We start from the raw sequence: 19,690 nt of genomic DNA, 5'->3' as shown, positions 1-19,690 counted from the left end.
ATAGCAGCTCTACACGAGATGCTCGCGCCTCCTGGCCAGGTACGCGCGTTCCGCCGGGTTCTGCGTGGCGGCGATCGCGGCGTCGTAGGCGGACCTCGCCTCGGCGCCGCGTCCCAACCTGCGCAGTAGCTCGGCGCGGGCGGCGTGCCAGGCGTGATACCCGTCGAGCGGGAGTGAATCTATCTGCGCCAGAGCCACATTGGGGCCGTCGAGTTCGGCGATGGCGACGGCTCGGTTGAGGGCGACGATCGGGGTGGGGGTCACAGCGTAGAGCTGGTCGTAGAGGGCGACGATCTGGCTCCAGTCGGTGTCGCGGTAGTCGGTCGCGTCGGTGTGGACGGCGTTGATCGCCGCCATGAGCTGGTAGCGGCCGGGGCGAGGTCCGCCTGCCGCGACTCGGCTCAGGCATTCGCGGACGAGCGTGTGGCCTTCGGCGATGAGGGCGTGGTCCCAGCCGCCACGGTCCTGCTCGTCGAGGGTCACCAGCTCACCGCCTGCGAACCGCGCGGCACTGCGCGCATCGATGAGCAACATCAGCGCGAGCAAGCCGGCAACCTCGCCGTCATCGGGCAGCAGGTCGCGCATGATGCGGCCGAGCCGGATCGCCTCGGCCATGAGATCGGCCCGAATCGATTGCGCGCCAGCTAGATACCCCTCATTGAAGATGAGATAGACGACCTCGAGCACTCCGCCCAGCCGATCGGTGACGTCATCGCGATCGGGCACGCGGAACGGGATGCGCGCGGCTTTGATCTTGGCTTTGGCGCGGGTGATGCGTTGCGCCATAGTCGTTTCGGCAACAAGGTACGCACTGGCGATCTCGCCGACCGTGAGCCCGCCGAGCAGGCGTAGGGTCAGCGCGACTCGCGCCTCCGGCGCCAATGCCGGATGGCAACAAGTGAATACGAGCCGGAGACGATCGTCGTTGACCGGTCCGGTCGCGTCGTGCGGTGCGTGATCTTCGATGATCATGGCTGCCTGGTGTTTCGAGTCGCGCAGTGATTCCCGGCGAATCCGGTCGATGGCGCGGTTGCCCGCGGTCTTGGTGAGCCAGCCGCCCGGGTTGGGCGGGATGCCGTCGACCGGCCACCGTTCGATGGCGGTGAGCAGGGCCTCGCCCGCGGCGTCTTCGGCGATATCGAGATCGCCGAACCGTCGCGCGAGCGAGGCGACCACCCGGCCGTACTCCTCGCGATAGATCCGATCGATCCGCGCGCGAGTGTCCTCGCTCATGCGCCGTCGAACGTCCTGATCTCGATCCGCTGCTCACAGACCTTCGACGCCCTGGCGGCGATCTTCAGCACGGCATCGAGGTCGGGAGCCTCCACGACCCAGAACCCGCCGAGGCATTCCTTGGTCTCGGCATACGGCCCGTCTTTGACCACCACGTCAGCGCCGGTGTTGTCGACCGTGGTCGCCTCGTCGATCCGCCCGAGCCCGCCCGCGAACACCCACGCCCCTTCGGCCTTGAGTTCGTCGTTGAACCTCCCGGTCGCGTCGTACTGCGGCTGCGCCTCCTCCTGCGGAATGTCGTACGCACTCGGATCGACAACTACGGAAAGCAGGTACTGCGTCATGGCGATTTCCCTTCGTCGGTGGCCGCCGATCGGCTGCCTCTACCAACACCACGAACGACCGAACACGAATACGACAACTCTCACCGAGATTCCTCGAATCTTCCACGAAACGCGCCTCGGCTTGCACTTCCCTTCCGCCACCGCCGCCATGACCGGACAGCTAGCCTTGCAGGGTGACCGCAGATCTCGGCTGTGCCGGTGAACTCCCCGAAACGCTCACCTGGGAGGAATACCTGGCACTGCCCGATGCCATCGCGCAGTGCGTGGAAGGACTCGACCGTGGTCATGTCATCTGGGCACGCACAGGACCTCGCCGTAATCAGCGGGCGGCCGTGCGCCTGCGCAACGCGTTGGAGTCCGCCTGGTCAGTAGTGCAGGCAGAGCGCGATGAATGCTTCGAAGCCGACGTCGAGCAGCCGGTCTTCTTCAGTGCCAAGAACGACTTCCTCAAACCTGACTTCATCTTGTACAGCTGCTTACCGGACCAGGATCAGGATGTTCCGGCGTCAGCTGTGGTCATCGCCGGTGAGGTCTTGTCACCGGCGAACTCCGTTCAGGATATGAACCGAAAGACCACCCGCTACACCGAGGCGGGCATCCCTTGGTACTGGGAGGTCGATGCCGGGGAGCAGTCAGTAACGATTCGGATCAACGCCCTGCTGCCCGCTCCAGAACACCGCCCGATCGGCGTCACGCCACTGCGTGCGTTCCACTACGAGCCGGTCGCGCAGTGGGCAGGCGACGGCGATTTCGCCTACCACCTCCCGTTCCCCTTCACGATCCCGCCGGAAAGCCTCGCCTACTAGACGCAACGCACGAAAAAACGCCCCGGACGGATCCGGGGCGCTTGTCGAGCCCCCTGTCAGGATTGAACTCACGGGTCAGCCCAGGCAGGGGGCCTTTTCGTGTCCCGACCAGTGGAAACAATGTCAGTGGTGATCAGTGGTGATCACCGGTAATCAGTAGAGATTGCGTCCAAAATGAGGCCAGGGTGAGGCCACCGGAATCACTGCCTGACCTGGGCGGCGCAGCGCCTCACACAGCCATCTCCGGCGCGACGGCAGCGACCTTGGCGACCGCCTTGCGGGTGCGGTCGGAATCCACCCCGGCCACGACCTGCAGCGCCGACCGCCACAACTGGGCCGCGTCTTCATGCCGTCCGAGTTTCCAGCGCAGCAGTCGGGTCTCGATTTCCGTCAGTGCCCGAATCCGGGTGTGCGTCTCCGGGTTCCAGGCCGCCACGCTCATGTCCAACTGCCGTTCTGCCTCATTCAGATCACCGAGCGCGGCGAACGCCTTCGACGCCTGTCGGCTGACGCCCGCATCAAGACTTCGATCCCAGGCCCCAGGTCGGAAGTGACCAGGCCGCTCAGATCATCGGGAGCAGAGGTATCTCCTGAGTCGTCGTTCTCGTGAGTCGTCGTTCTCGCCGGTACTCATCTTGCCGATTCTCGGCGGAACCGCCCAGGATCTGAGGTTTCCACACCGCGCTCGCTTGTCTCTAAAACGATCGATTGATGAACATGTTGAGCCGGCCCGGCCGCAACGGCGGAAGTTGCTGTACCGCAAGACGCTCCTCGGCCGGAGGCGGGCAGTCCGTACCTCACGGTGCACGGTTGCTACGACTCGGATGCTTTCGGGTTTGACTTCCGAGGACAAGGTCGAGTTGTTGGTCGACGAGTTCGATTGCCCGCTGGGATGTCCCGTGGCCTTGGATCATGCCCTGGGCGATTCCGGCGATGGATGCCGTGATGAGTTCGGCGATGAGGTCGATTCGATTCACCGAGGGTTCGAGATGGTCGGCTCGCCCGAGCTGGTCGGAAACGATGGAGACCAGCAGCCGCGATGCTGTGAGCGTTTCTTCGGGTGTGATGCCTTGACCGGTGACCGAGCCCGTGCCGAACGCTCCGAGAACGATGGTCTCCTCCCGGCGCTGTTCGTCGAGTGGAAGTAGTTCGGTCAGCACTGCGCGAATGGCTTCGCGGGGCATTACGTCCTCGCCCAAGGCGGCCCAGCGCTGCGCGAATCGTGTACCGACGTTTTCCATCACCGATCGGTAGGTGGCGAGGAGGAGATCCTTCTTCGTGCCGCAGTAGTACTGCACCAGGCTCACCGAAAAGCCCGCTTCGGCGGCGACCGATTGGAAGGTGACCGCGTCCAGGCCGCCGCGGACGATGAGTCGCCGTACGGCGCCGGTGATCTGCCGTCGCCTCAGTTCGTGGTCGACCAATCGTGGCACGCGCGCTCCTTCTCTCTGACCATGGACGACTCTACTTCATAGTATGTCTGTACTATCTAAGATAGTATGGACATACTATAAACATCGAGGAGGAGCTCATGCCGAAGATCGGGCGGTTCACCAGCGACGAGGCGAAGGCCGACTATCTGCGCATCTACGACGCGTGGGCGGAGCGGTGGCCGATTCCCTCGACCGTCGTAGACGTCGAAACGTCGTTCGGAACTACACGTGTGCGTAAGTCCGGAAGTGGGACGGGTGCCCCGGTCCTGCTGCTGCCCGGGACCTCGGGCAACGGCTTGGTGTGGCAGCGATTCATCGAGGATTTCGCGAGCGAGCGTGTGGTGTACACACCGGACGTCATCGGATGGCCGGGACGCTGTGTGCAGACCGCGCCCGTGCGCGACGGCGCCGACGTAGCGAAGTGGGTGGTCGAGACCCTCGACGGACTCGGTGAGGATCGAGTCCACCTGGCCGGGAATTCGCTGGGCGCCTGGATGGCCGGCATGGTCGGGGTCTACTACTCCGACCGTCTGGCGAGCCTCACCATGTTCGAACCCGGTGGGGCCACCTTCGCCAAACCGAAATGGAGCCTGCTGCTCAAATTCCTCGCCGCCGGCCTGCGGCCGACACCCGAACGGATGCGCAAGCTCAACGCCTGGCTGACCCCTCGCGCGCAGCTCACAGACGAGGAATTCGCGATGGTGATGGCGAGCCTGAAATTTCGGCCAGGCATGCCATGGGACCGAGTGCTCACCGACGAAGAACTGGCAGCCATCACCGCGCCGACGCTGGTGCTCTTCGGCGCCGAGACCGTCGTCAACGATCCCGAGTTGGGGGCAGCTCGCGCCCGGCAACACATCCCGTCGGTCGACGTGCAGATCTACCCGGGTATCGGACACGACCTGCTGTGGGCGAACCAGGAAGTGGTGATCCCCCGCTTCCTGGACTTCGCCGACAACCACGATCAAGTCCGGAACTGAGCACCAGACGTTTTGAGGTGACGCTGTTGTCCGCGCCCGAGAGGAGGCGCGGAACGGCACCGAGCCAGTTCCCCGAAGGCTGCTAGCGCGCAAAAAAGGCTCTAACCTGGGCCAGAGCCTTTCTTACGAGATGAGCCCCCTGTCAGGATTGAACTGACGACCTTCGCTTTACAAGAGCGGTGCTCTACCACTGAGCTAAGGAGGCGGGTGGTGCGCGACTATCTTAGCCGCGCACGCCAACCGCGTGGCACCGGATGGGTGTCACGCGGTGGCGGAGGAGATCAGGACTGGGCGCGGGCCGCGTCGTCGGCAGCCATCGCGTCACGCAGGCTCTTGGGCCGCATGTCGGTCCAGTTCTTCTCGACGTACTCGACGCACGCTGCCCGGCTTTCTTCGCCGAACACGACACGCCAGCCCGCCGGGACCTCCGCGAACGCGGGCCACAGGGAGTGCTGCTCTTCATCGTTGACCAGAACGAAGAAGCGGCCGTCCTCGTCGTCGAAGGGGTTGGTGCTCATTTCACCTCACTGGATACTGGCGCTGTGTACAGGATCACTGCGCGGCCGCTAAGCCACGAGCGTTAGGTCGACCCTAGCAAGGCATACGTTACTGGTAGGCAGTTACCCGATGCTGTATGCCGGGTCGATCAGGCGGCGAAGAAGTCGAGCAGGATCTTGTTGACCGCCTCTGGGCGCTCCAGGTAGCCGTAGTGGCCCGTATCGGGGACCTCCTGGTAGCGGGCGCCGGGAATGGCCTCGGCGACCTCACGGGACAGGTACGGCGGAATCATCCGATCGTCGGCGAATCCAATTGCCAAGCAGGGCACCGTAATCCCCCGATACGCGGCGACCCGATCGAACTCGTGATCCATCGCCCGCTGAGCACGGATACCGGGCGACGGGGTCCCCACGGTGAACTCGAACAGGTCGAGCCAGTCGCGCGCGGCATTGGTGTCGGCCATCGTCGCGGGCGACAGGTTCATCACCGCGGCCAGCGCCGCCTCGAACTTCGCGGGCAGCTTCACCGCGGAGGCGTCGAGGTCCTGCTCACCGATCGAGAGCGTCTTCTGGAACTGGTCGAGCCTGCCGTGGCCGGCCATGAACACGGCCTTGCGCACGAGATCGGGGCGGGCAAGCGCCAGCTCCTGAGCCACCCGCGCACCCATCGACGTCCCCGCGATCAGCGCGGGTCCTTCGTCGAGGAACTCGATCAGCGCGGCGGTATCGGCGACCAGTTCCTCGATCCGCATCCCACTCGCGGCCTCGAACGACGGCGCGATCCCGCGATTGTCGAACACGCAGACCCGATAACCCGCCGCGACCAGCGCGGGGACCTGGTGCAACTCCCACACCCGCCCCGGCGACCCGGTCCCCATGATCAACACCACCAGCGGACCACCGCCCTTGACGTCGGTGCCCTTGGTACGGTCGCCCTTGACCTGATAATTCAGTGCGATGCCGTTCACCGTGGCCAGTGGCATGAAACAAACCTCTCTGCGGGGGTCGATCGTGTACTGCCTCCACGGTAACGGGACCGCCACGACACGGCACCGGGGCGGGGTGTCGCGCGTCGCTAGTTCATCGGCCGTGCGCCGGCGCCCGATAGTATTGATCACTCGCAGGTAGAGCGCAGGGAAAACCGGGAGGACGAACCCATATGGCCGCGAAGAGCACCGCCAACGACATCGCCGACGACGAACTCGAGCCGCTTGCCGACGAGACCGCCCGCCAGGCACAGAAGGTCGTCGCGGCACACGCCGAAGACGCCGACGAGTGCCGCATGCTGCTGTCCATGCTCGGCATCGCTCCCGCCTGACACAGCGCACCCCTGCGACGCATAAGGATGCGTGAGTGGACCAAATGATCGATCAACCGTCCAACGACCGTCCGTCCGAAGAACCTCTCGCGCCCAGCGGATCGGGTTCGGGATTCGTAGTCGTCGCCAACCGGCTCCCGGTCGACCTCGAGCGCCTGCCCGACGGCACCACCAGGTGGAAGCGCAGCCCCGGTGGGCTGGTGACCGCGCTGGAACCGGTGCTGCGCACCAACAAGGGCGCCTGGGTCGGCTGGTGCGGCGTGCCCGACGTCGAGGTCGAACCGATCATCGAGGACGGGCTGGAGCTGTATCCGGTGCCGCTGACGGCGCAGGAGGTGGAGGACTACTACGAGGGGTTCTCCAACGGCACCCTCTGGCCGCTGTATCACGACGTGATCGTGCGCCCGGTGTACGACAGGGACTGGTGGGCAGCCTATGTCGAGGTCAACCGGCGGTTCGCCGAGGAGACCGCGAAGGTGGCCGCCGAGGGCGCGACGGTGTGGGTGCAGGATTACCAGCTGCAGCTGGTGCCCAAGATGTTGCGCATGCTTCGGCCCGATCTGACCATCGGCTTCTTCCTGCACATCCCGTTCCCGCCGGTCGAGCTGTTCATGCAGATGCCGTGGCGCACCGAGATCGTCGAGGGCCTGCTCGGCGCCGACCTGATCGGTTTCCACCTGCCCGGCGGCGCGCAGAACTTCCTCTATCTGGCCCGCAGACTGGCCGGTCAGCCCACCTCGCGCGGCACGATCGGGGTTCGCTCGAAGCTGGGTGTGGTGCAGGTCGGTTTCCGGACGGTGCGCGTGGGCGCGTTCCCGATCTCGATCGATTCCGCCGAACTCGACGAGCACTCCCGTCGCCGCTGGGTGCGCGAGCGGGCCGCGAAAATCCGTGCTGAGCTGGGCAATCCCAAGAACATCATGCTCGGCGTCGACCGCCTCGACTACACCAAGGGCATCGACATCCGGCTCAACGCGCTGCAGGAACTCCTCGAGGAGGGCCGCATCGACCCGTCCGAGACGGTGATGGTGCAGCTGGCAACGCCCAGCCGCGAACGCGTGCAGAGCTACATCAAGATGCGTGGCGACATCGAACGCCAGGTGGGCCGGATCAACGGTGAGTTCGCGCGCGTCGGCTATCCGGTCGTGCACTATCTGCACCGCCCGATCCCCCGCGACGAACTGATCGCCTTCTTCATCGCCGCCGACGCGATGCTGGTCACGCCTCTGCGCGACGGCATGAACCTGGTCGCGAAGGAGTACGTGGCCTGCCACAGCGACCTCAACGGCGCCCTGGTGCTGAGCGAGTTCACCGGTGCCGCGGCCGAGCTGCGCCAGTCCTACCTGTGCAATCCGCACGACCTGGACAGCGTGAAGGACGCGATCATCGGCGCACTCGACGACGATCGCGACACCAAGCGCCGCCGGATGCGGTCGCTGCGCCGCCAGGTACTCACCCACGATGTCGAACGGTGGGCCCGGGCGTTCCTCGATGCCCTCTCACACGGCAATGTGGCGGGTTCGGCACTGATGAGCGACGAGGAGCAGACCTACCCCGCCGACGCGCGCTGAGGCGCACAGCGACCTCACAGCGAGGGTCCAGCCACTTCCCAGCGGGGTGGTGGAGCATAGGGGCATGAGTGGTGTGCCGGAAGCGCGGGTGCTGGTCGTCGACGATGAGCCGATGATCGTCGAACTGCTCGCGGTGAGCCTGGGCTACCAGGGCTTCGAGGTGGCGACGGCGGCCGATGGTGCCGAGGCGCTGGATCGGGCACGCGTGTTTCGGCCGCAGGCGCTGATCGTCGACGTGATGATGCCCGGCATGGACGGCTTCGGGCTGCTGCGCCGGTTGCGCGCCGACGGGATCGACGCGCCGGTGCTGTTCCTGACCGCGCGCGACGACGTGGACGACAAGATCACCGGGCTCACCCTCGGCGCCGACGACTACGTCACCAAGCCGTTCAGCCTGGAGGAAGTGGTGGCCCGGCTACGGGTGATCCTGCGTCGCGCCGGGCACGCCGAGCCCGAGCACGCGAGCACCCGATTGCGCTTCGCCGATATCGAACTCGACGACGACACGCACGAGGTGTGGAAGGCAGGCGAGCCGGTTGCGTTGTCCCCCACCGAGTTCACGCTGCTGCGCTATTTCGTGGTGAACGCGGGGAGTGTGCTCAGCAAGCCTCGCATCCTGGATCACGTGTGGCGCTACGACTTCGGTGGCGAAGTCGGCGTCGTGGAGACCTACGTGTCCTACCTGCGCAAGAAGGTCGATACCGGCGAGCAGCGGTTGATCCACACGCTGCGTGGGGTCGGCTATGTGATGCGTGAGCCGAAGCGGTGAGCAGACTCCCCCTGCGGGTGACGCTGGTACTGATCCTGGTCGCGCTGGCCGGATTCGGTTTGGTCGCTTCGAGTTTCGTGGTGACCAAGGCGATGGAGAACTCGCTGCGAAACCGCACCGATCAGCAGCTGCAGGACGCGGCGATGGAGTGGGAGCGGCGAGTGGGGCTACCAGCACCCAACCTGCCCCCGCCGTCCTCGGTGTCCGGGCAGCCGCCCGGTCGCTACTTCGTGACAGCGGAGAGCGCGGATGGCACACGAAAAGTACGCCTGGACAACGTCTTCGGCACTACCTCCCAGCCCGATCTCCCCGACTCGCCCGCACTGCAACCAGTCACGGTCGGTTCGCTGGACGACTCGGGCGATCAGTGGCGGGTACTGACGGTCGACGGTCGTCATGCGACGGCGACGGTCGCGTGGCCGCTGGCCGAGAACATCGAGACGGTACGCAATCTCGTTGTGCTGCAATTGATCGTCGGCGCGATCGTGCTGCTCGCGCTGGCCATCGCGGCCTATTTCGTGGTGCGTGGCAGTCTGCGACCGCTGCACCGGGTCGAAGCGACCGCGGCGGCGATCGCGGGCGGCGAACTCCATCATCGAATCCCCGTGCACGGCAACGTCACCGAGGTCGATCGACTGTCACAGTCGCTCAACAGCATGCTGACCCAGATCCAGCAGGCCTTCGCCGCCACCGAGGCCTCCGAGACCGCCGCGCGCGATTCCGAGGCGAAGATGCGCCGTTTCGTCGCCGACGCCAGCCACGAACTGCGTACGCCGCTCACCACGATCCGCGGCTTCGCCGAGCTCTACCGCCAGGGCGCGACCGCCGACCCGGCGATGTTCATGAATCGCATCGAACAGCAAGCCCAGCGCATGGGCCTGCTGGTGGAGGACCTGCTCATGCTGGCTCGCCTCGACGCCCAACGCCCCGTCGAACTGGGCCAGGTGGACCTGCTGGCAGTGGCGGGCGACGCCGTGCACAGCGCGCGGGCCGTCGAGGCCGCCGAAGGTCAGCACCGCCCGATCACCCTGGCCGTCGCCGAGGGCCCTGGCACCCTGGAAATCCTCGGCGATGAGCACCGCCTGCGCCAGGTACTCACCAACCTGCTCGACAACGCCCGCACCCACACCCCCGACGGCACCTCGATCACCGTCCGCCTGACCCCCGCACCCGATGCGGTCCAGCTCGAGGTCGTCGACACCGGTCCCGGACTCACCGGCGAAGACGCAGACCACGTCTTCGAACGCTTCTACCGCGCGGATATCTCGCGCACCCGCCGCGGCGGCACCACCGAACCCGGCGCTGTCACCAGCGGCAGCGGACTCGGTCTTTCGATCGTGGCGGCACTCGTCGCGGCCCACGGCGGCATGGTTCGAGTCGAGACCACGCCGGGTGGCGGCGCGACCTTCGTCGTACGACTACCGCGCGGCGGCGAAGTCAGGTCCGTGTGAGCCGAGGGTGCGGCGATCAGACCGGCGTGACCTGGGCGACCAGCCAGCGGTCGTCGGACTTGTCCAGTGAGACGCGCACCCGGCTGCCGGAGGTCGCGCCGTCCGGGGTGTCCTTGCTGGTGGTCAGCTGGTTCAGGTAGAGCAGCACCACGGCGTGCTCGGGCTCGGCGGAGACGACGCCCTCGGCCTGGGTGGTGGCCTTGACGGTGAGCTGCTTCTCCTTGGCGCCCGGCGCGATGGCTTCCTTGATGAGCTCGAGGTAGTCGTTGCGGAAGGACTCGGTCAGGCCGTCGGCCGCCTTCGGCAGTTCGGTGTCGACGGTGGCCGGCTCGTAGGTGAACATGGCGCTGACCGTGCGGCTGGCCGTGCTCATCGCGTCGGTGCGGGCCTGCTCGGTCCGGTCGTGCTGCCAGAGCTGATAACCGCTCACACCGAGCACGATCGCGGCGATCAGGCCGAGGGCGCCGAGGCTGCCGAAGACGATCTTCATACGCTGGCTCATCCCACGAACTCCACCTTCGACACGGTCATTCCGGTGTCGCCGTTCGACACCGTGACCCGGAACCGGTACTGCCGCGACTGCGGTTCGGGCGAGCCGTTGTTGCTCACCATCTGCTTGGCGGCGACGAGCACCTGTGCGGATTCGCCGTCCGCGGTGACGATGCCCGACTCGACCACCTCGCCGGTGGAGACCACGTTCGCCTGCTTGACGACATCCATGAATGGATCGACGCGACCGTCGAACTCGGTCTTGAAGTCGCCGGAGGCCACCGACAGGATCCGGTCGATGTCCTCCTTGGCGGACTCGGCGCGGATCGTGGTGAGGTTCAGCACGGCCTGGCGGGCGGTCTCGGTGTACTGGGCCCGTAGGTCCTCGTCCTTGTTCACCGAGTAGGCGGTGAAGGCGGCGAAACCGGCGCCGACGACCAGGGCGAGCACGAGCACTATCGCCGCGGCGAGCGCGAAGATGCGCCCGCCCGAGCCGGGCGCCTTTTCGTCGGCGGTCTTGCTCAGGTCGACCGGCTCGCTCGGCGCGACCTTCCCGGTGACGTCCTCGGACACCGCGGCGGTCTCGGCGAGCTTCACCGTGGCGGCCTCGGACACCGCCGTGGTCTCGGCGAGCTTCACCGTGACCTCGGCATCCACCGTCGCCGCCGACGATGCGGTTTCGCTCTTACTGACGGTGACCGTCTCGGCCGCCGTCCCCTCGACCGGCGGACCGGCCGTGCGCGCGGCCCGCCTACGCGGACGGCGGTTGTCGTTGTCGTTCATCGTTGCTGCTCCTCCAACATCGCCTGCCAACTGGCCGGTACGGTGCCCGACCCGTCCTCGGCGATGTCACCTTGGCGGTACGTGCGTCCGTCCGTGCCCAGATAGCTGCCCGTTGACGGATCATAGGGGCGCGCTGCGGCGGGCGTCACAGCGCCCGTCGATGCGCCTGCCGGTGCCGACGCCGGAGCGACCGGCTCGACCGGTCCGTACGTCGGGTTGTTGCCTTCCGGCACGTACCCGGTCCGGCACAGTTCGGGCGTGGGTGCCCGGACGCCGGGGAACTCCATGCACGGCGTGTTGCGGATGCCGCGTACCGCGATATTCGAGTCCTGCGGCACCTTGCAGTACAGCCCGGGTGGCGTGTCCACCTGGCTCAGCTCGCTCGGCTGCCGCCACTGCTCCGACGGCAGGAACCCGGTGGTACAGGCGGGCGGGTCGTGCACGGCGGTCATGAAGTCGACCATCAGGCCGTACTTCGTCGGCCCACGGATGCCGGTTCGCAGCGCCGCGATCAGCGGTGGGAAGACGACCATGAGCTGTTCCAGGCTCGCGTTGTAGGTCACGCCGACCTGTCCGAGGCTCACCAGATTGGTGGCGAGCAGCGGCAGTGTTGGACGCAGATCCTGGAACTGCTTGTTCACCGTCTCCATCGCGGAAGGGCTGTTGTTCAACAGGTTTCGCAGAGCCGGATCGTGCTCACGGAGTTGATCGGTGAGCGTGGCCAGATCCGCTGTCCAGGAACGGATATCGTCGGCGGAGCGGGTCTGGGTGTCCAGCAGCGGACCGATCTGGTCGAGCAGCTTCTTGGTCGGCTCGATATCGGTCTCGGCCTGCTGCACCAGCAGCGCCGCCGAATCGATGAACCGCTGCAGATCGGGCCCGGCGCCGTTGAACGCGTAGAACGCCTCGTCGATCACCTGCTTCAGGCGGGTGTCGGCGACGGTCGCGAGCAGCTTGTCGGCCTGGTCGAGCATCGCGCCGACATCCTGGGGCAGGTGGGTGCGCTGCACGGGGATCACCGAGCCGTCGCGCAGATTCCCGTCGGCCGGTTGCTCGGTGGGCACAAAGTCCACGTACTGCTCGCCGATGGCCGAGACGCTGCGCACCCAGGCGCTCGAATCGGCGGGCACCTTGTAGTCGCTGTCGATCGACAGATCGGCTTCGACCCCGGCCTGCGTCAGGCGCACCGCCTCGACCTTGCCGATGTTCTGCCCGCGGTAGGAGACATTGGCGGTGGGATAGAGCCCACCGGTGGCAGCCAGCTGCACGGTCACCGCGTACCGGCCGATCCCGAACATCGCGGGCACCTGCACGTAGGCGCCGCCCATCACGACGAGACCGATCACGGTGAGCACCGCGAAGATCGCGAGCTGGGCTCGCACGAACCGGGTGAGTTTCATCGACCCGCCCCTTCCTGGCCGGGCAGCGGCGCGGTGATGCCGGGTATGGCGGGCAGACCGGGAATGGACGGCAGCCCCGGAATGGTGGGCATGGGTCCTGGGGCGGGCGGCGCCGCGAACGGGGCGGTGGCCGGGTCGGCGGCATCGGTGGCGGTCGACGGCGCGAATGATCCGACGACACCCTCGACACCACCGAAGCGACCGCCGAGTGGCGTTCCGGTGAGCCAGTTGCTGTCGAGACGACTACCGGTCAGGTCGAACGTGATGAACAAGTTCATGTAGTCGCCCTTGATCGCGTTGTCGATGTTCCTGATCGGGAACGGGAACGTCGGCAGGATGCCCATCGCCTGGATCAGGTTGTTGCCGGTGTCGGCCAGCGTCTGGAGCACGGGTCCGAGGCTGCGCAGATTGGCCACCAGATCGTCACCGCTGGTCTTGATCAGCCGCTCGCTGACGTCACCGAGCTCGCCGAGCGCGGTGATGGCCCGGGTGATCTCCGCCGAGCGGTCGGCCAGCACGGTGAGCGCGGGATGGATCTGTTCGATCGCCTCGGCGATCACGTCCTTCTGACCGGCCAGCTTGACCGCGAGATGGTCCAGCCCCTCCATCGCGCTGATGATGCTGCCGGTCTGCCGTTCCAAGCCGGTGGTCAGCTCGTTGAGCTGCGGCAGCAGGTCGGCGATCTCGTCCTCGCGACCGCTCAGCATCGCGTTCAGTTCGGTGGTGATCGTCTCGAGCTGCGCGATACCGCCGCCATTGAGCACCACCGACAGCGAGGACAGCACCTGCTCGGTGGTCGGGTAGGCGCCTGCCCGCTCGAGCGGGATGACGTCGCCGTCACGCAGCTGACCGCTCGGCGCGGTCGTCGGCGGGGACAACTCGACATGGTTGCTGCCGAGCAGACTGGTCTGGCCGATCTTGGCGACCGCGTTGGCGGGCAGGCGCACATCGGGGTTGAGCGAGACCGTCACCAGCGCGTGCCATCCCTCGACGTCGATCCCGGTGACATTGCCGACCGCGACGTCGTCGACCCGCACCGGCGAATTCCGGGTCAGGGTGGTGACATTGGGCATCTGGATCCGCACCGTGTAGGAGCCGGCCATGCGCCCCTCGGAGCCGGGCATGGGTAGGGAGTTGAGCCCGTCGAACTGACAGCCGGTGGTGCCGAGCGCGACGGCGACGCCGACGGCCAGCCCGGCGAGTGTGCGTTGCCGCCTCATCGCTGTCCTCCTGGAACGGCAAGCCCGGCAAGACCTTCGGGCACGGTGATCGGAGCGGCGGCAGGCGCCTCGTTCGGTTGCCCCGCGCCGGCCAGGCTCGGGTCGCTGTACACCAGCTGCTCGGGGAACGCGGTCACGCCGGTGGCCGGGTTGGTCATGATCGGCACGTAGTTCATCGCCAGCGAGCTGATCACCGGTGCCAGGAACTCCGCGCACAGATCCGCGGACTTGTCCGAGTTGTTGTGCTCGAGCGCCCGGATCGAACCACACAGGAAGCTGAGTGGATTGGCCGTGTTGTTCAGCGAGACCGAGCCGGTGAACGAGCCCTGCGCGGGCTTGTAGAGCTGGTAGAAGTTCACCATCGCGGTGGGAGCCGAGTGCAGCACCCGTTCGATCTGGGGCCGCTTGTCGACCAGGGTCTGGGTGACATCGGCGAGTTTCTCTACGCCCTCGGTCAATTCACCCCCGGTGCCGTCGAGGAACCTCTTCACATCGGCCAGCGCCACATCGAGGCTGTCCAGTCCGGCGCCGAGATCTTCCGACGCGCCGGCCAGCACCGAGGACACCGAAGCCAGCCGACCGCTGAACTGCACGATCTGCTCGTTGCTCGCCGAGAGCACCTCGACGAACTTCTGCAGGTTGCGGATGGTGCCGAACAGGTCGGTTCGCCCGTCGGACAGGGTCGTCAGAGTCGCGGACAGCTCACGCAGGGTGTCCCGGAACTTCTGGCCGTTGCCGTCGAGGTTCTCGGCCGCGGTGTCGACGAAGCGGCCGAAGGAACCCTGCTCGTCGTCACCGACCGGACCGAGTGCCGCCGACAGTTTGGTCAGTTCGGCCTTGATCTCGTCCCACTCCACCGGCACCGCGGTGCGGTCGAGCGGAATCTGCGCGCCGTCGGCCAGCTTCGGTCCGCCGCGGTAGGCGGGCGCGATCTGCACGAAGCGGGCCGAGACCAGCGACGGCGCGACAATCACCGCGCGTGCGTCCGCGGGCAGGTCGACGCTGCTGTCGATGCTCATCTTCACCCGTGCCTGGCCCTGGCCCGCGTCGATCGAATCGATGCTGCCGACGGTGACGCCGAGTACCCGGACCTCATCGCCTTCGTACAGGCCGGTGGTGGAGGTGAACGCGGCGGTCACGGTGTTCTTTCCGCCGCCGGTGACGAAGTAGACAGCCACGACGACCAACGCCGCGACAACTACCACCGCCACGGCGACAGTCCAGCGCGGCAACCCGCGTACCTGCTGAGTCAAGCTCATCGCGGGGGATCCTCCTCAGTAGGAGCGATGTACGGCGCCCTCGGATTGGTGAAGATATCGATCAGGTCCTGTGGCACCTGTTCCGGCCAGACCAGCGCGTCGACGAGCGGGCGCAATTCGGTACTGGTCGCGTTCACCACGTAGGCGTTGAACCAGGGACCGTTGCCGACCTGCTCACCGAGCGCGGCGGCGTAGGGGCCGAGGCCGTCGAGGGCTTCGTTGAGGTTCTGTTCGTTGCGCTGAAGCAGCGCGAGTACCGAATTCAGCCGGTCCAGCGTCGGCCGCATCTGGGGCTCGTTGTCGGCGACCAGGCCCGAGAGCTGCCTGGCCACATCGTCGATGTAGACGACGAGCTGGTTGATCGCGGCCCGGCGCCGGTCGAGCTCGCCGAGCAGCTCGTTGCCGTCGAGGAGCAACGTATTGAGCTGGGTGCTGCGGTCGGCCAGGATCTTGGTGACATTCTGCGCCCTGGCCAGCAGGTCGGTCAGCGCCTGATCGCGCACATTGATGCTGCGCGACAGGGCGGTGACACCGTCGAGGGCGTTGCGCAGCGGGCCCGGCGTGTCGGCGAAGGCCGCCGACAGGGTGTCGAGGGTCTGGTCGACCTGATCCAGATCGAGATCGCGCACGGTCCCACCGAGATCGCTCAGCGCTTCGTTGAGCGAGTAGGGCGAGGTGGTGCGGTCGAGGGGGATGGTGTCACCGGTGCCGATCTCGCCGGTGCCGGTCGGCACCACGTCCAGCGACTTGCGGCCGAGGACCGTGTTGGTCTTGATCGCGGCGGTGGTCTTCTCCCCCAGCACGATCGACTCGTCGAGGTCGAACTTCACCAGCACCTTGTCACCGTCGAGGCTGACTTCGCGCACCTCGCCGGATCGCACTCCGGCCACATGCACCGGGTCGCCCTGTACGAGCCCGCCCGCGTCGAGGAAGTTCGCGGTGAAGGTCGCGCCGGAGCGAATGAAGGGCAGCTCGGTGAATTGCAGCGTCGCGAGCGAGATCGTCACCACCAGCACCAAGCCGACGATGCCGATCGTCGCCGACGACGACTTGTTCTCATTCATTGGGCGCGCACCTTCCAGTCGCCTGCAGACCCGGCAGGTGAACTTCCATCGGCTTGCCGTCGGGGCCGGAGACCAGGATGTTGGTACCGCAGATATACAGCTGCAGGAAGGAGCCGTAGGCACCGATCCTGATGAGCTTCTTGTATGTCTCCGGCAGTTTTCCGAGCACCCATTCGATATGGTCGGAACCCTCGTCCAGGTTCGTGGCGAGCCTGCCGGTCTGTTCGATGGTGTTGCGCAGGTCGGGACGGGCCTGCACCAGCAGGTCGTTGATTTCCTTGGTAGCGCCCGCGATTCGCGGCAACGCGTTGCCGATCGGGTCGCGCTGTGCGGACAGGTCGCTGACCAGGCGCTGCAGTTCGTCGATGGTGGTGGCGAACTGGTCACCGCGATCGTCGATGGTGGCGAGCACGGTGTTCAGGTTGTCGATCACGCTGCCGATCAGCGCGTCGCGGTCGGCCAGGGTCTTGGCGAAGCTCCCGCCGCTGTTCAGCAGCGAGACCAGGGTGCCGCCCTGTCCCTGGAAGATCTGCAACAGCGCCGCGGTGAGGTCGTTGACCTGCGCGGGATCGAGCCCGCGCAGCAGCGGCTTGAATCCGCCGAGCAGCAGATCCAGATCCAGGGCGGGTTCGGTCTGCTCGCGGCCGATGGTGTCACCGTCGGAGAGCCGCCGAGCCGAGCCGGGACCCTCCAGCAGTTCCATGTAGCGGTCGCCGACCAGGTTCTCGTACTTGATCCCCGCACGGGTACTGGCCAGCACCGCGTACTTGCTGTCGACATCGAACGCGACGTGGGCGAGGTTGTCCTCGCCCACCTTCACCGAGGTCACCGAACCCACCGGCACACCGGCGATGCGTACCTTGGAACCCGGCAGCATGCCCGATGAGCTGGTGAACACCGCGTGATAGCCGGTCTCACTGGAGAACCGTGCCTGGCTCAAGACGATCGCCAGGCCGGCGAACACCAGCGTCATCACCACGGTGAAGATCGCCAGTTTGATCGTCGTTCCCGTGTTCCTCACCGTGTCACTCCCGGCAGTCCGTCCATCAGCAGCTGGAATACCTTTGGCACACCGTTGAATTCGTGGCGGGTACTCGGGGTGTACGGCGCGCCCTGGCTGGTATCGGTCACCAAGTAGTCCGAATGGCTTTCCGGTACCCGCTCCACCACACCCTCGCAGCGGGGGCCACCCGTGGCGTTCACCTTGGGCAGATCGTTCGGGTAGGAGTAGGGCTGGGAACCGAGCATGAAGCTCGCGTTCATACCGACACCCGGCAGCAGCCCGCCCATCATCTCCTCGGCGATCGGCACCAGCGGGCCGAGGCCGTTGATGACGCAACTCAGTGCGGGCGCGTAGTCGAACAGCAGGGCGGTCGTCGGTCGCAACAGGTCGAGCGCGGTCACCAGATCGTGCTCGTTCTCGCGCAGTACCGATCCCACCGTGTCGGACAGCCCGGTCACATTGACCAGCACATTGTCGAGCTGGCCCGGCATCTCGGCGATGGTCTGCGAGGTGCCGGTCGCGTTGTCGACGGTGCGCAACAGCGGGTCGGCGACCTCGGCGTAGAGGTCGGTCACCGCGGCGGTCTTGTCCAGATCCGCTTCCAGCGTCGGCAGGTATGGGTTGAGTTCGCGCAGATACCGATCCGAGCGCACCAGCAGATCGCCGAACTTGTCGCCACGACCTTCCAGTGCGGTGCCCAGCGCGGTCAGCGTGGCGTTGAGCTTCTCCGGTTCCACCTGGGCGAGCACATCGGACAGATGCTGGAACAGCGTGTTGAACTCCACTGTCACCGCGCTGGCCGCCACCGTGCTGCCCGCCTTCAGCGAGTTCGACGAAGGCTGTTCGGGGACAATGAAATTCACATACTTGGCGCCAAACACCGTGGTCGAGCGAATATCGACACCCGCGTTCGACGGCACCAGCTTCAGCTGTTCCGGGTCGACCTCGAGCAGGATCTGCGCGCCGTCGTCGCGCAGGTTGATCTCGGCGACCCGGCCGATCTCGACGCCGCGCACCTTCACCTTGGCGTCGGGGTCGAGCACAAGGCCTGCGCGGGGGGCGTCGACCAGCACCTGCGCGGTGGTGGTGAACGCGCCTTGGAACAGGGCGAACGCGAAGGCCACGAGCCCGACGAGCAAGCCGACCATCGTGAGCGCGGCGAGCTTGCGCCCGAGCCCGCCCTGCAATGCGGCAACGAATCGTGAAGTATCCATCACGCTATCCCGAGAGGTGGAAGTTGCCGGAGGTGCCGTAGATGGCCAGCGAGATCAGCAGCGTCACTGTGACGACCGCGATCAGCGACGACCGCACCGCGTTACCCACCGCGATGCCGACGCCGACCGGACCACCCGCGGCGTGGAAGCCGTAGTAGGTGTGGATCAGCATCACGGCCAGTGCCATCACGATCGCCTGCGCGAACGACCAGAGAATGTCGCTCGGGATGAGGAAGGTCGAGAAGTAGTGGTCGTAGACGCCGCCGGACTGTCCGTAGATCACCACGGTCGCGAAGCGGCTGGCGATGAACGAGGCGATCACCGCCAGTGCGTAGAGCGGCACGATCGCGATCATGCCGGCCAGCACTCTGGTGCCGACCAGGAACGGGATCGGCCGAATCGCCATCGATTCCAGCGCGTCGATCTCCTCGGCCACGCGCATCGCGCCCAGCTGCGCTGTCGCGCCCGCGCCGATGGTGGCGGCCAGGCCGATGCCGGAGATCACCGGTGCCGCGATGCGCACATTGATGAGCGCGGCGAAGAAGCCGGTCAGCGCCTCGACACCGATATTGCCGAGCGAGCTGTAGCCCTGCACCGCGATGGTGCCGCCCGCCATGAGCGTGAGGAAACCGACGATCACCACGGTGCCGCCGATCACGGCCAATGCGCCACTGCCCATGCTGATCTCGGCGATGAGGCGGATGGTCTCGGTGCGGTAGTGCACCAGCGCGCGCGGCACCGAGCCGAGCGCCTTGATAAAGAAGATCGCCTGATCTCCCAGGGAATCCACCGATTTCGACATTCGCTCGAAACGGCGGACCGTGCGCGGAAACTTGCTGCGAACTATGAATGCCAT

General features: G+C 66.3%; 21 protein-coding genes and 1 tRNA gene. 6 read left to right on the top strand and 16 right to left on the bottom strand.

What is annotated here, in order from left to right; all coding sequences use genetic code 11:
- Positions 1-9: 9 nt before the first annotated feature.
- Positions 10-1,233, bottom strand: a complete 1,224-nt coding sequence (locus ACQHI0_RS31055) for an RNA polymerase sigma factor (protein WP_427905284.1) — start codon at positions 1,231-1,233, stop codon at positions 10-12.
- Positions 1,230-1,577, bottom strand: coding sequence for a YciI family protein (locus ACQHI0_RS31050; protein WP_427905283.1), 348 nt, complete (start codon positions 1,575-1,577; stop codon positions 1,230-1,232). The genes ACQHI0_RS31055 and ACQHI0_RS31050 overlap by 4 nt, the downstream gene beginning before the upstream one ends.
- Positions 1,578-1,750: 173 nt before the next feature.
- Here ACQHI0_RS31050 and ACQHI0_RS31045 point away from each other — a divergent pair, with 173 nt between their 5' ends.
- Positions 1,751-2,383 (top strand): Uma2 family endonuclease, encoded by a 633-nt coding sequence (locus ACQHI0_RS31045; protein WP_427905282.1) that lies wholly within the window; start codon positions 1,751-1,753, stop codon positions 2,381-2,383.
- A gap of 229 nt (positions 2,384-2,612) precedes the next feature.
- On the opposite strand, the gene ACQHI0_RS31040 is transcribed toward ACQHI0_RS31045, so the two are convergent.
- On the bottom strand, positions 2,613-2,825 hold the full coding sequence (locus tag ACQHI0_RS31040) for a hypothetical protein (RefSeq protein ID WP_427905281.1): 213 nt from the start codon (positions 2,823-2,825) through the stop codon (positions 2,613-2,615).
- A 355-nt stretch (positions 2,826-3,180) separates the two neighbouring features.
- A complete protein-coding gene (locus tag ACQHI0_RS31035) occupies positions 3,181-3,816 on the bottom strand; it encodes a TetR/AcrR family transcriptional regulator (protein WP_427905280.1) in 636 nt (211 codons plus the stop codon).
- A gap of 98 nt (positions 3,817-3,914) precedes the next feature.
- On the opposite strand from ACQHI0_RS31035, the gene ACQHI0_RS31030 reads away from it, so the two are divergent.
- The gene (locus tag ACQHI0_RS31030; protein WP_427905279.1) at positions 3,915-4,796 is read left to right on the top strand and encodes an alpha/beta fold hydrolase; all 882 of its coding nucleotides are present in this window, start codon (positions 3,915-3,917) and stop codon (positions 4,794-4,796) included.
- A gap of 133 nt (positions 4,797-4,929) precedes the next feature.
- Here the strand turns inward: ACQHI0_RS31030 and ACQHI0_RS31025 are convergent.
- From ACQHI0_RS31025 to ACQHI0_RS31015, 3 genes are all read right to left on the bottom strand, one after another.
- Positions 4,930-5,001, bottom strand: a tRNA-Thr gene (locus ACQHI0_RS31025).
- Positions 5,002-5,077: 76 nt separating this feature from the next.
- Positions 5,078-5,314 (bottom strand): MbtH family protein, encoded by a 237-nt coding sequence (locus tag ACQHI0_RS31020; RefSeq protein ID WP_022565839.1) that lies wholly within the window; start codon positions 5,312-5,314, stop codon positions 5,078-5,080.
- Positions 5,315-5,442: 128 nt separating this feature from the next.
- A complete protein-coding gene (locus ACQHI0_RS31015) occupies positions 5,443-6,276 on the bottom strand; it encodes an alpha/beta fold hydrolase (RefSeq protein ID WP_427905278.1) in 834 nt (277 codons plus the stop codon).
- Between the two features lie 176 nt (positions 6,277-6,452).
- Between ACQHI0_RS31015 and ACQHI0_RS31010 the strand changes: the two genes are divergently transcribed.
- The 4 genes from ACQHI0_RS31010 to ACQHI0_RS30995 all read left to right on the top strand — a co-directional run bounded on the left by ACQHI0_RS31010 (position 6,453) and on the right by ACQHI0_RS30995 (position 10,402).
- Positions 6,453-6,611 carry a hypothetical protein gene (locus ACQHI0_RS31010; protein ID WP_165610244.1) on the top strand — a complete coding sequence of 53 codons (159 nt, stop codon included), beginning with the start codon at positions 6,453-6,455 and terminating at the stop codon, positions 6,609-6,611.
- Positions 6,612-6,655: 44 nt separating this feature from the next.
- Positions 6,656-8,182, top strand: a complete 1,527-nt coding sequence (locus tag ACQHI0_RS31005; protein WP_427909361.1) for an alpha,alpha-trehalose-phosphate synthase (UDP-forming) — start codon at positions 6,656-6,658, stop codon at positions 8,180-8,182.
- Positions 8,183-8,246: 64 nt separating this feature from the next.
- Positions 8,247-8,951, top strand: a complete 705-nt coding sequence (locus tag ACQHI0_RS31000; RefSeq protein ID WP_427905277.1) for a response regulator transcription factor — start codon at positions 8,247-8,249, stop codon at positions 8,949-8,951.
- On the top strand, positions 8,948-10,402 hold the full coding sequence (locus tag ACQHI0_RS30995) for an ATP-binding protein (RefSeq protein ID WP_427905276.1): 1,455 nt from the start codon (positions 8,948-8,950) through the stop codon (positions 10,400-10,402). The genes ACQHI0_RS31000 and ACQHI0_RS30995 overlap by 4 nt, the downstream gene beginning before the upstream one ends.
- A gap of 16 nt (positions 10,403-10,418) precedes the next feature.
- Here ACQHI0_RS30995 and ACQHI0_RS30990 read toward each other — a convergent pair whose 3' ends face one another.
- From ACQHI0_RS30990 to ACQHI0_RS30950, 9 genes are read right to left on the bottom strand one after another with little or no spacing between them, the layout of a single operon-like run.
- Positions 10,419-10,904, bottom strand: coding sequence for a h domain protein (locus tag ACQHI0_RS30990; protein WP_427905275.1), 486 nt, complete (start codon positions 10,902-10,904; stop codon positions 10,419-10,421).
- Positions 10,901-11,674, bottom strand: a complete 774-nt coding sequence (locus tag ACQHI0_RS30985) for a hypothetical protein (protein WP_427905274.1) — start codon at positions 11,672-11,674, stop codon at positions 10,901-10,903. The genes ACQHI0_RS30990 and ACQHI0_RS30985 overlap by 4 nt, the downstream gene beginning before the upstream one ends.
- Positions 11,671-13,074, bottom strand: coding sequence for an MCE family protein (locus ACQHI0_RS30980; protein ID WP_427905273.1), 1,404 nt, complete (start codon positions 13,072-13,074; stop codon positions 11,671-11,673). The genes ACQHI0_RS30985 and ACQHI0_RS30980 overlap by 4 nt, the downstream gene beginning before the upstream one ends.
- On the bottom strand, positions 13,071-14,294 hold the full coding sequence (locus tag ACQHI0_RS30975) for an MCE family protein (RefSeq protein WP_427905272.1): 1,224 nt from the start codon (positions 14,292-14,294) through the stop codon (positions 13,071-13,073). The genes ACQHI0_RS30980 and ACQHI0_RS30975 overlap by 4 nt, the downstream gene beginning before the upstream one ends.
- Positions 14,291-15,553 carry an MCE family protein gene (locus ACQHI0_RS30970; RefSeq protein WP_427905271.1) on the bottom strand — a complete coding sequence of 421 codons (1,263 nt, stop codon included), beginning with the start codon at positions 15,551-15,553 and terminating at the stop codon, positions 14,291-14,293. Before ACQHI0_RS30970 ends, ACQHI0_RS30975 begins: the two co-directional genes overlap by 4 nt.
- Positions 15,550-16,617, bottom strand: coding sequence for an MCE family protein (locus ACQHI0_RS30965; RefSeq protein WP_427905270.1), 1,068 nt, complete (start codon positions 16,615-16,617; stop codon positions 15,550-15,552). Before ACQHI0_RS30965 ends, ACQHI0_RS30970 begins: the two co-directional genes overlap by 4 nt.
- On the bottom strand, positions 16,610-17,638 hold the full coding sequence (locus ACQHI0_RS30960; protein ID WP_427905269.1) for an MCE family protein: 1,029 nt from the start codon (positions 17,636-17,638) through the stop codon (positions 16,610-16,612). The genes ACQHI0_RS30965 and ACQHI0_RS30960 overlap by 8 nt, the downstream gene beginning before the upstream one ends.
- Positions 17,635-18,834: an MCE family protein gene (locus ACQHI0_RS30955; protein WP_427905268.1), complete on the bottom strand. Its 1,200-nt coding sequence runs from the start codon at positions 18,832-18,834 to the stop codon at positions 17,635-17,637. Before ACQHI0_RS30955 ends, ACQHI0_RS30960 begins: the two co-directional genes overlap by 4 nt.
- A gap of 4 nt (positions 18,835-18,838) precedes the next feature.
- Entirely contained in the window at positions 18,839-19,690 is an 852-nt protein-coding gene (locus ACQHI0_RS30950; RefSeq protein WP_427905267.1) for an MlaE family ABC transporter permease, read from the bottom strand.

The organism is Nocardia sp. FBN12, assembly GCF_050320175.1.
GTDB lineage: Bacteria > Actinomycetota > Actinomycetes > Mycobacteriales > Mycobacteriaceae > Nocardia.
The sequence above is the reverse complement of the archived record's forward strand: the minus strand, read 5'-3'. Positions and strand labels throughout refer to the sequence as shown.

Coding starts and splice junctions, on each gene's coding strand:
- ACQHI0_RS31055 (WP_427905284.1), bottom strand. CDS start 1,233: ATGAGCGAGGACACTCGCGCGCGGATCGATCGGATCTATCGCGAGGAG.
- ACQHI0_RS31050 (WP_427905283.1), bottom strand. CDS start 1,577: ATGACGCAGTACCTGCTTTCCGTAGTTGTCGATCCGAGTGCGTACGAC.
- ACQHI0_RS31040 (WP_427905281.1), bottom strand. CDS start 2,825: ATGAGCGTGGCGGCCTGGAACCCGGAGACGCACACCCGGATTCGGGCA.
- ACQHI0_RS31030 (WP_427905279.1), top strand. CDS start 3,915: ATGCCGAAGATCGGGCGGTTCACCAGCGACGAGGCGAAGGCCGACTAT.
- ACQHI0_RS31020 (WP_022565839.1), bottom strand. CDS start 5,314: ATGAGCACCAACCCCTTCGACGACGAGGACGGCCGCTTCTTCGTTCTG.
- ACQHI0_RS31015 (WP_427905278.1), bottom strand. CDS start 6,276: ATGCCACTGGCCACGGTGAACGGCATCGCACTGAATTATCAGGTCAAG.
- ACQHI0_RS31010 (WP_165610244.1), top strand. CDS start 6,453: ATGGCCGCGAAGAGCACCGCCAACGACATCGCCGACGACGAACTCGAG.
- ACQHI0_RS31005 (WP_427909361.1), top strand. CDS start 6,656: ATGATCGATCAACCGTCCAACGACCGTCCGTCCGAAGAACCTCTCGCG.
- ACQHI0_RS31000 (WP_427905277.1), top strand. CDS start 8,247: ATGAGTGGTGTGCCGGAAGCGCGGGTGCTGGTCGTCGACGATGAGCCG.
- ACQHI0_RS30990 (WP_427905275.1), bottom strand. CDS start 10,904: ATGAGCCAGCGTATGAAGATCGTCTTCGGCAGCCTCGGCGCCCTCGGC.
- ACQHI0_RS30985 (WP_427905274.1), bottom strand. CDS start 11,674: ATGAACGACAACGACAACCGCCGTCCGCGTAGGCGGGCCGCGCGCACG.
- ACQHI0_RS30980 (WP_427905273.1), bottom strand. CDS start 13,074: ATGAAACTCACCCGGTTCGTGCGAGCCCAGCTCGCGATCTTCGCGGTG.
- ACQHI0_RS30975 (WP_427905272.1), bottom strand. CDS start 14,294: ATGAGGCGGCAACGCACACTCGCCGGGCTGGCCGTCGGCGTCGCCGTC.
- ACQHI0_RS30970 (WP_427905271.1), bottom strand. CDS start 15,553: ATGAGCTTGACTCAGCAGGTACGCGGGTTGCCGCGCTGGACTGTCGCC.
- ACQHI0_RS30965 (WP_427905270.1), bottom strand. CDS start 16,617: ATGAATGAGAACAAGTCGTCGTCGGCGACGATCGGCATCGTCGGCTTG.
- ACQHI0_RS30955 (WP_427905268.1), bottom strand. CDS start 18,834: ATGGATACTTCACGATTCGTTGCCGCATTGCAGGGCGGGCTCGGGCGC.
- ACQHI0_RS30950 (WP_427905267.1), bottom strand. CDS start 19,690: ATGGCATTCATAGTTCGCAGCAAGTTTCCGCGCACGGTCCGCCGTTTC.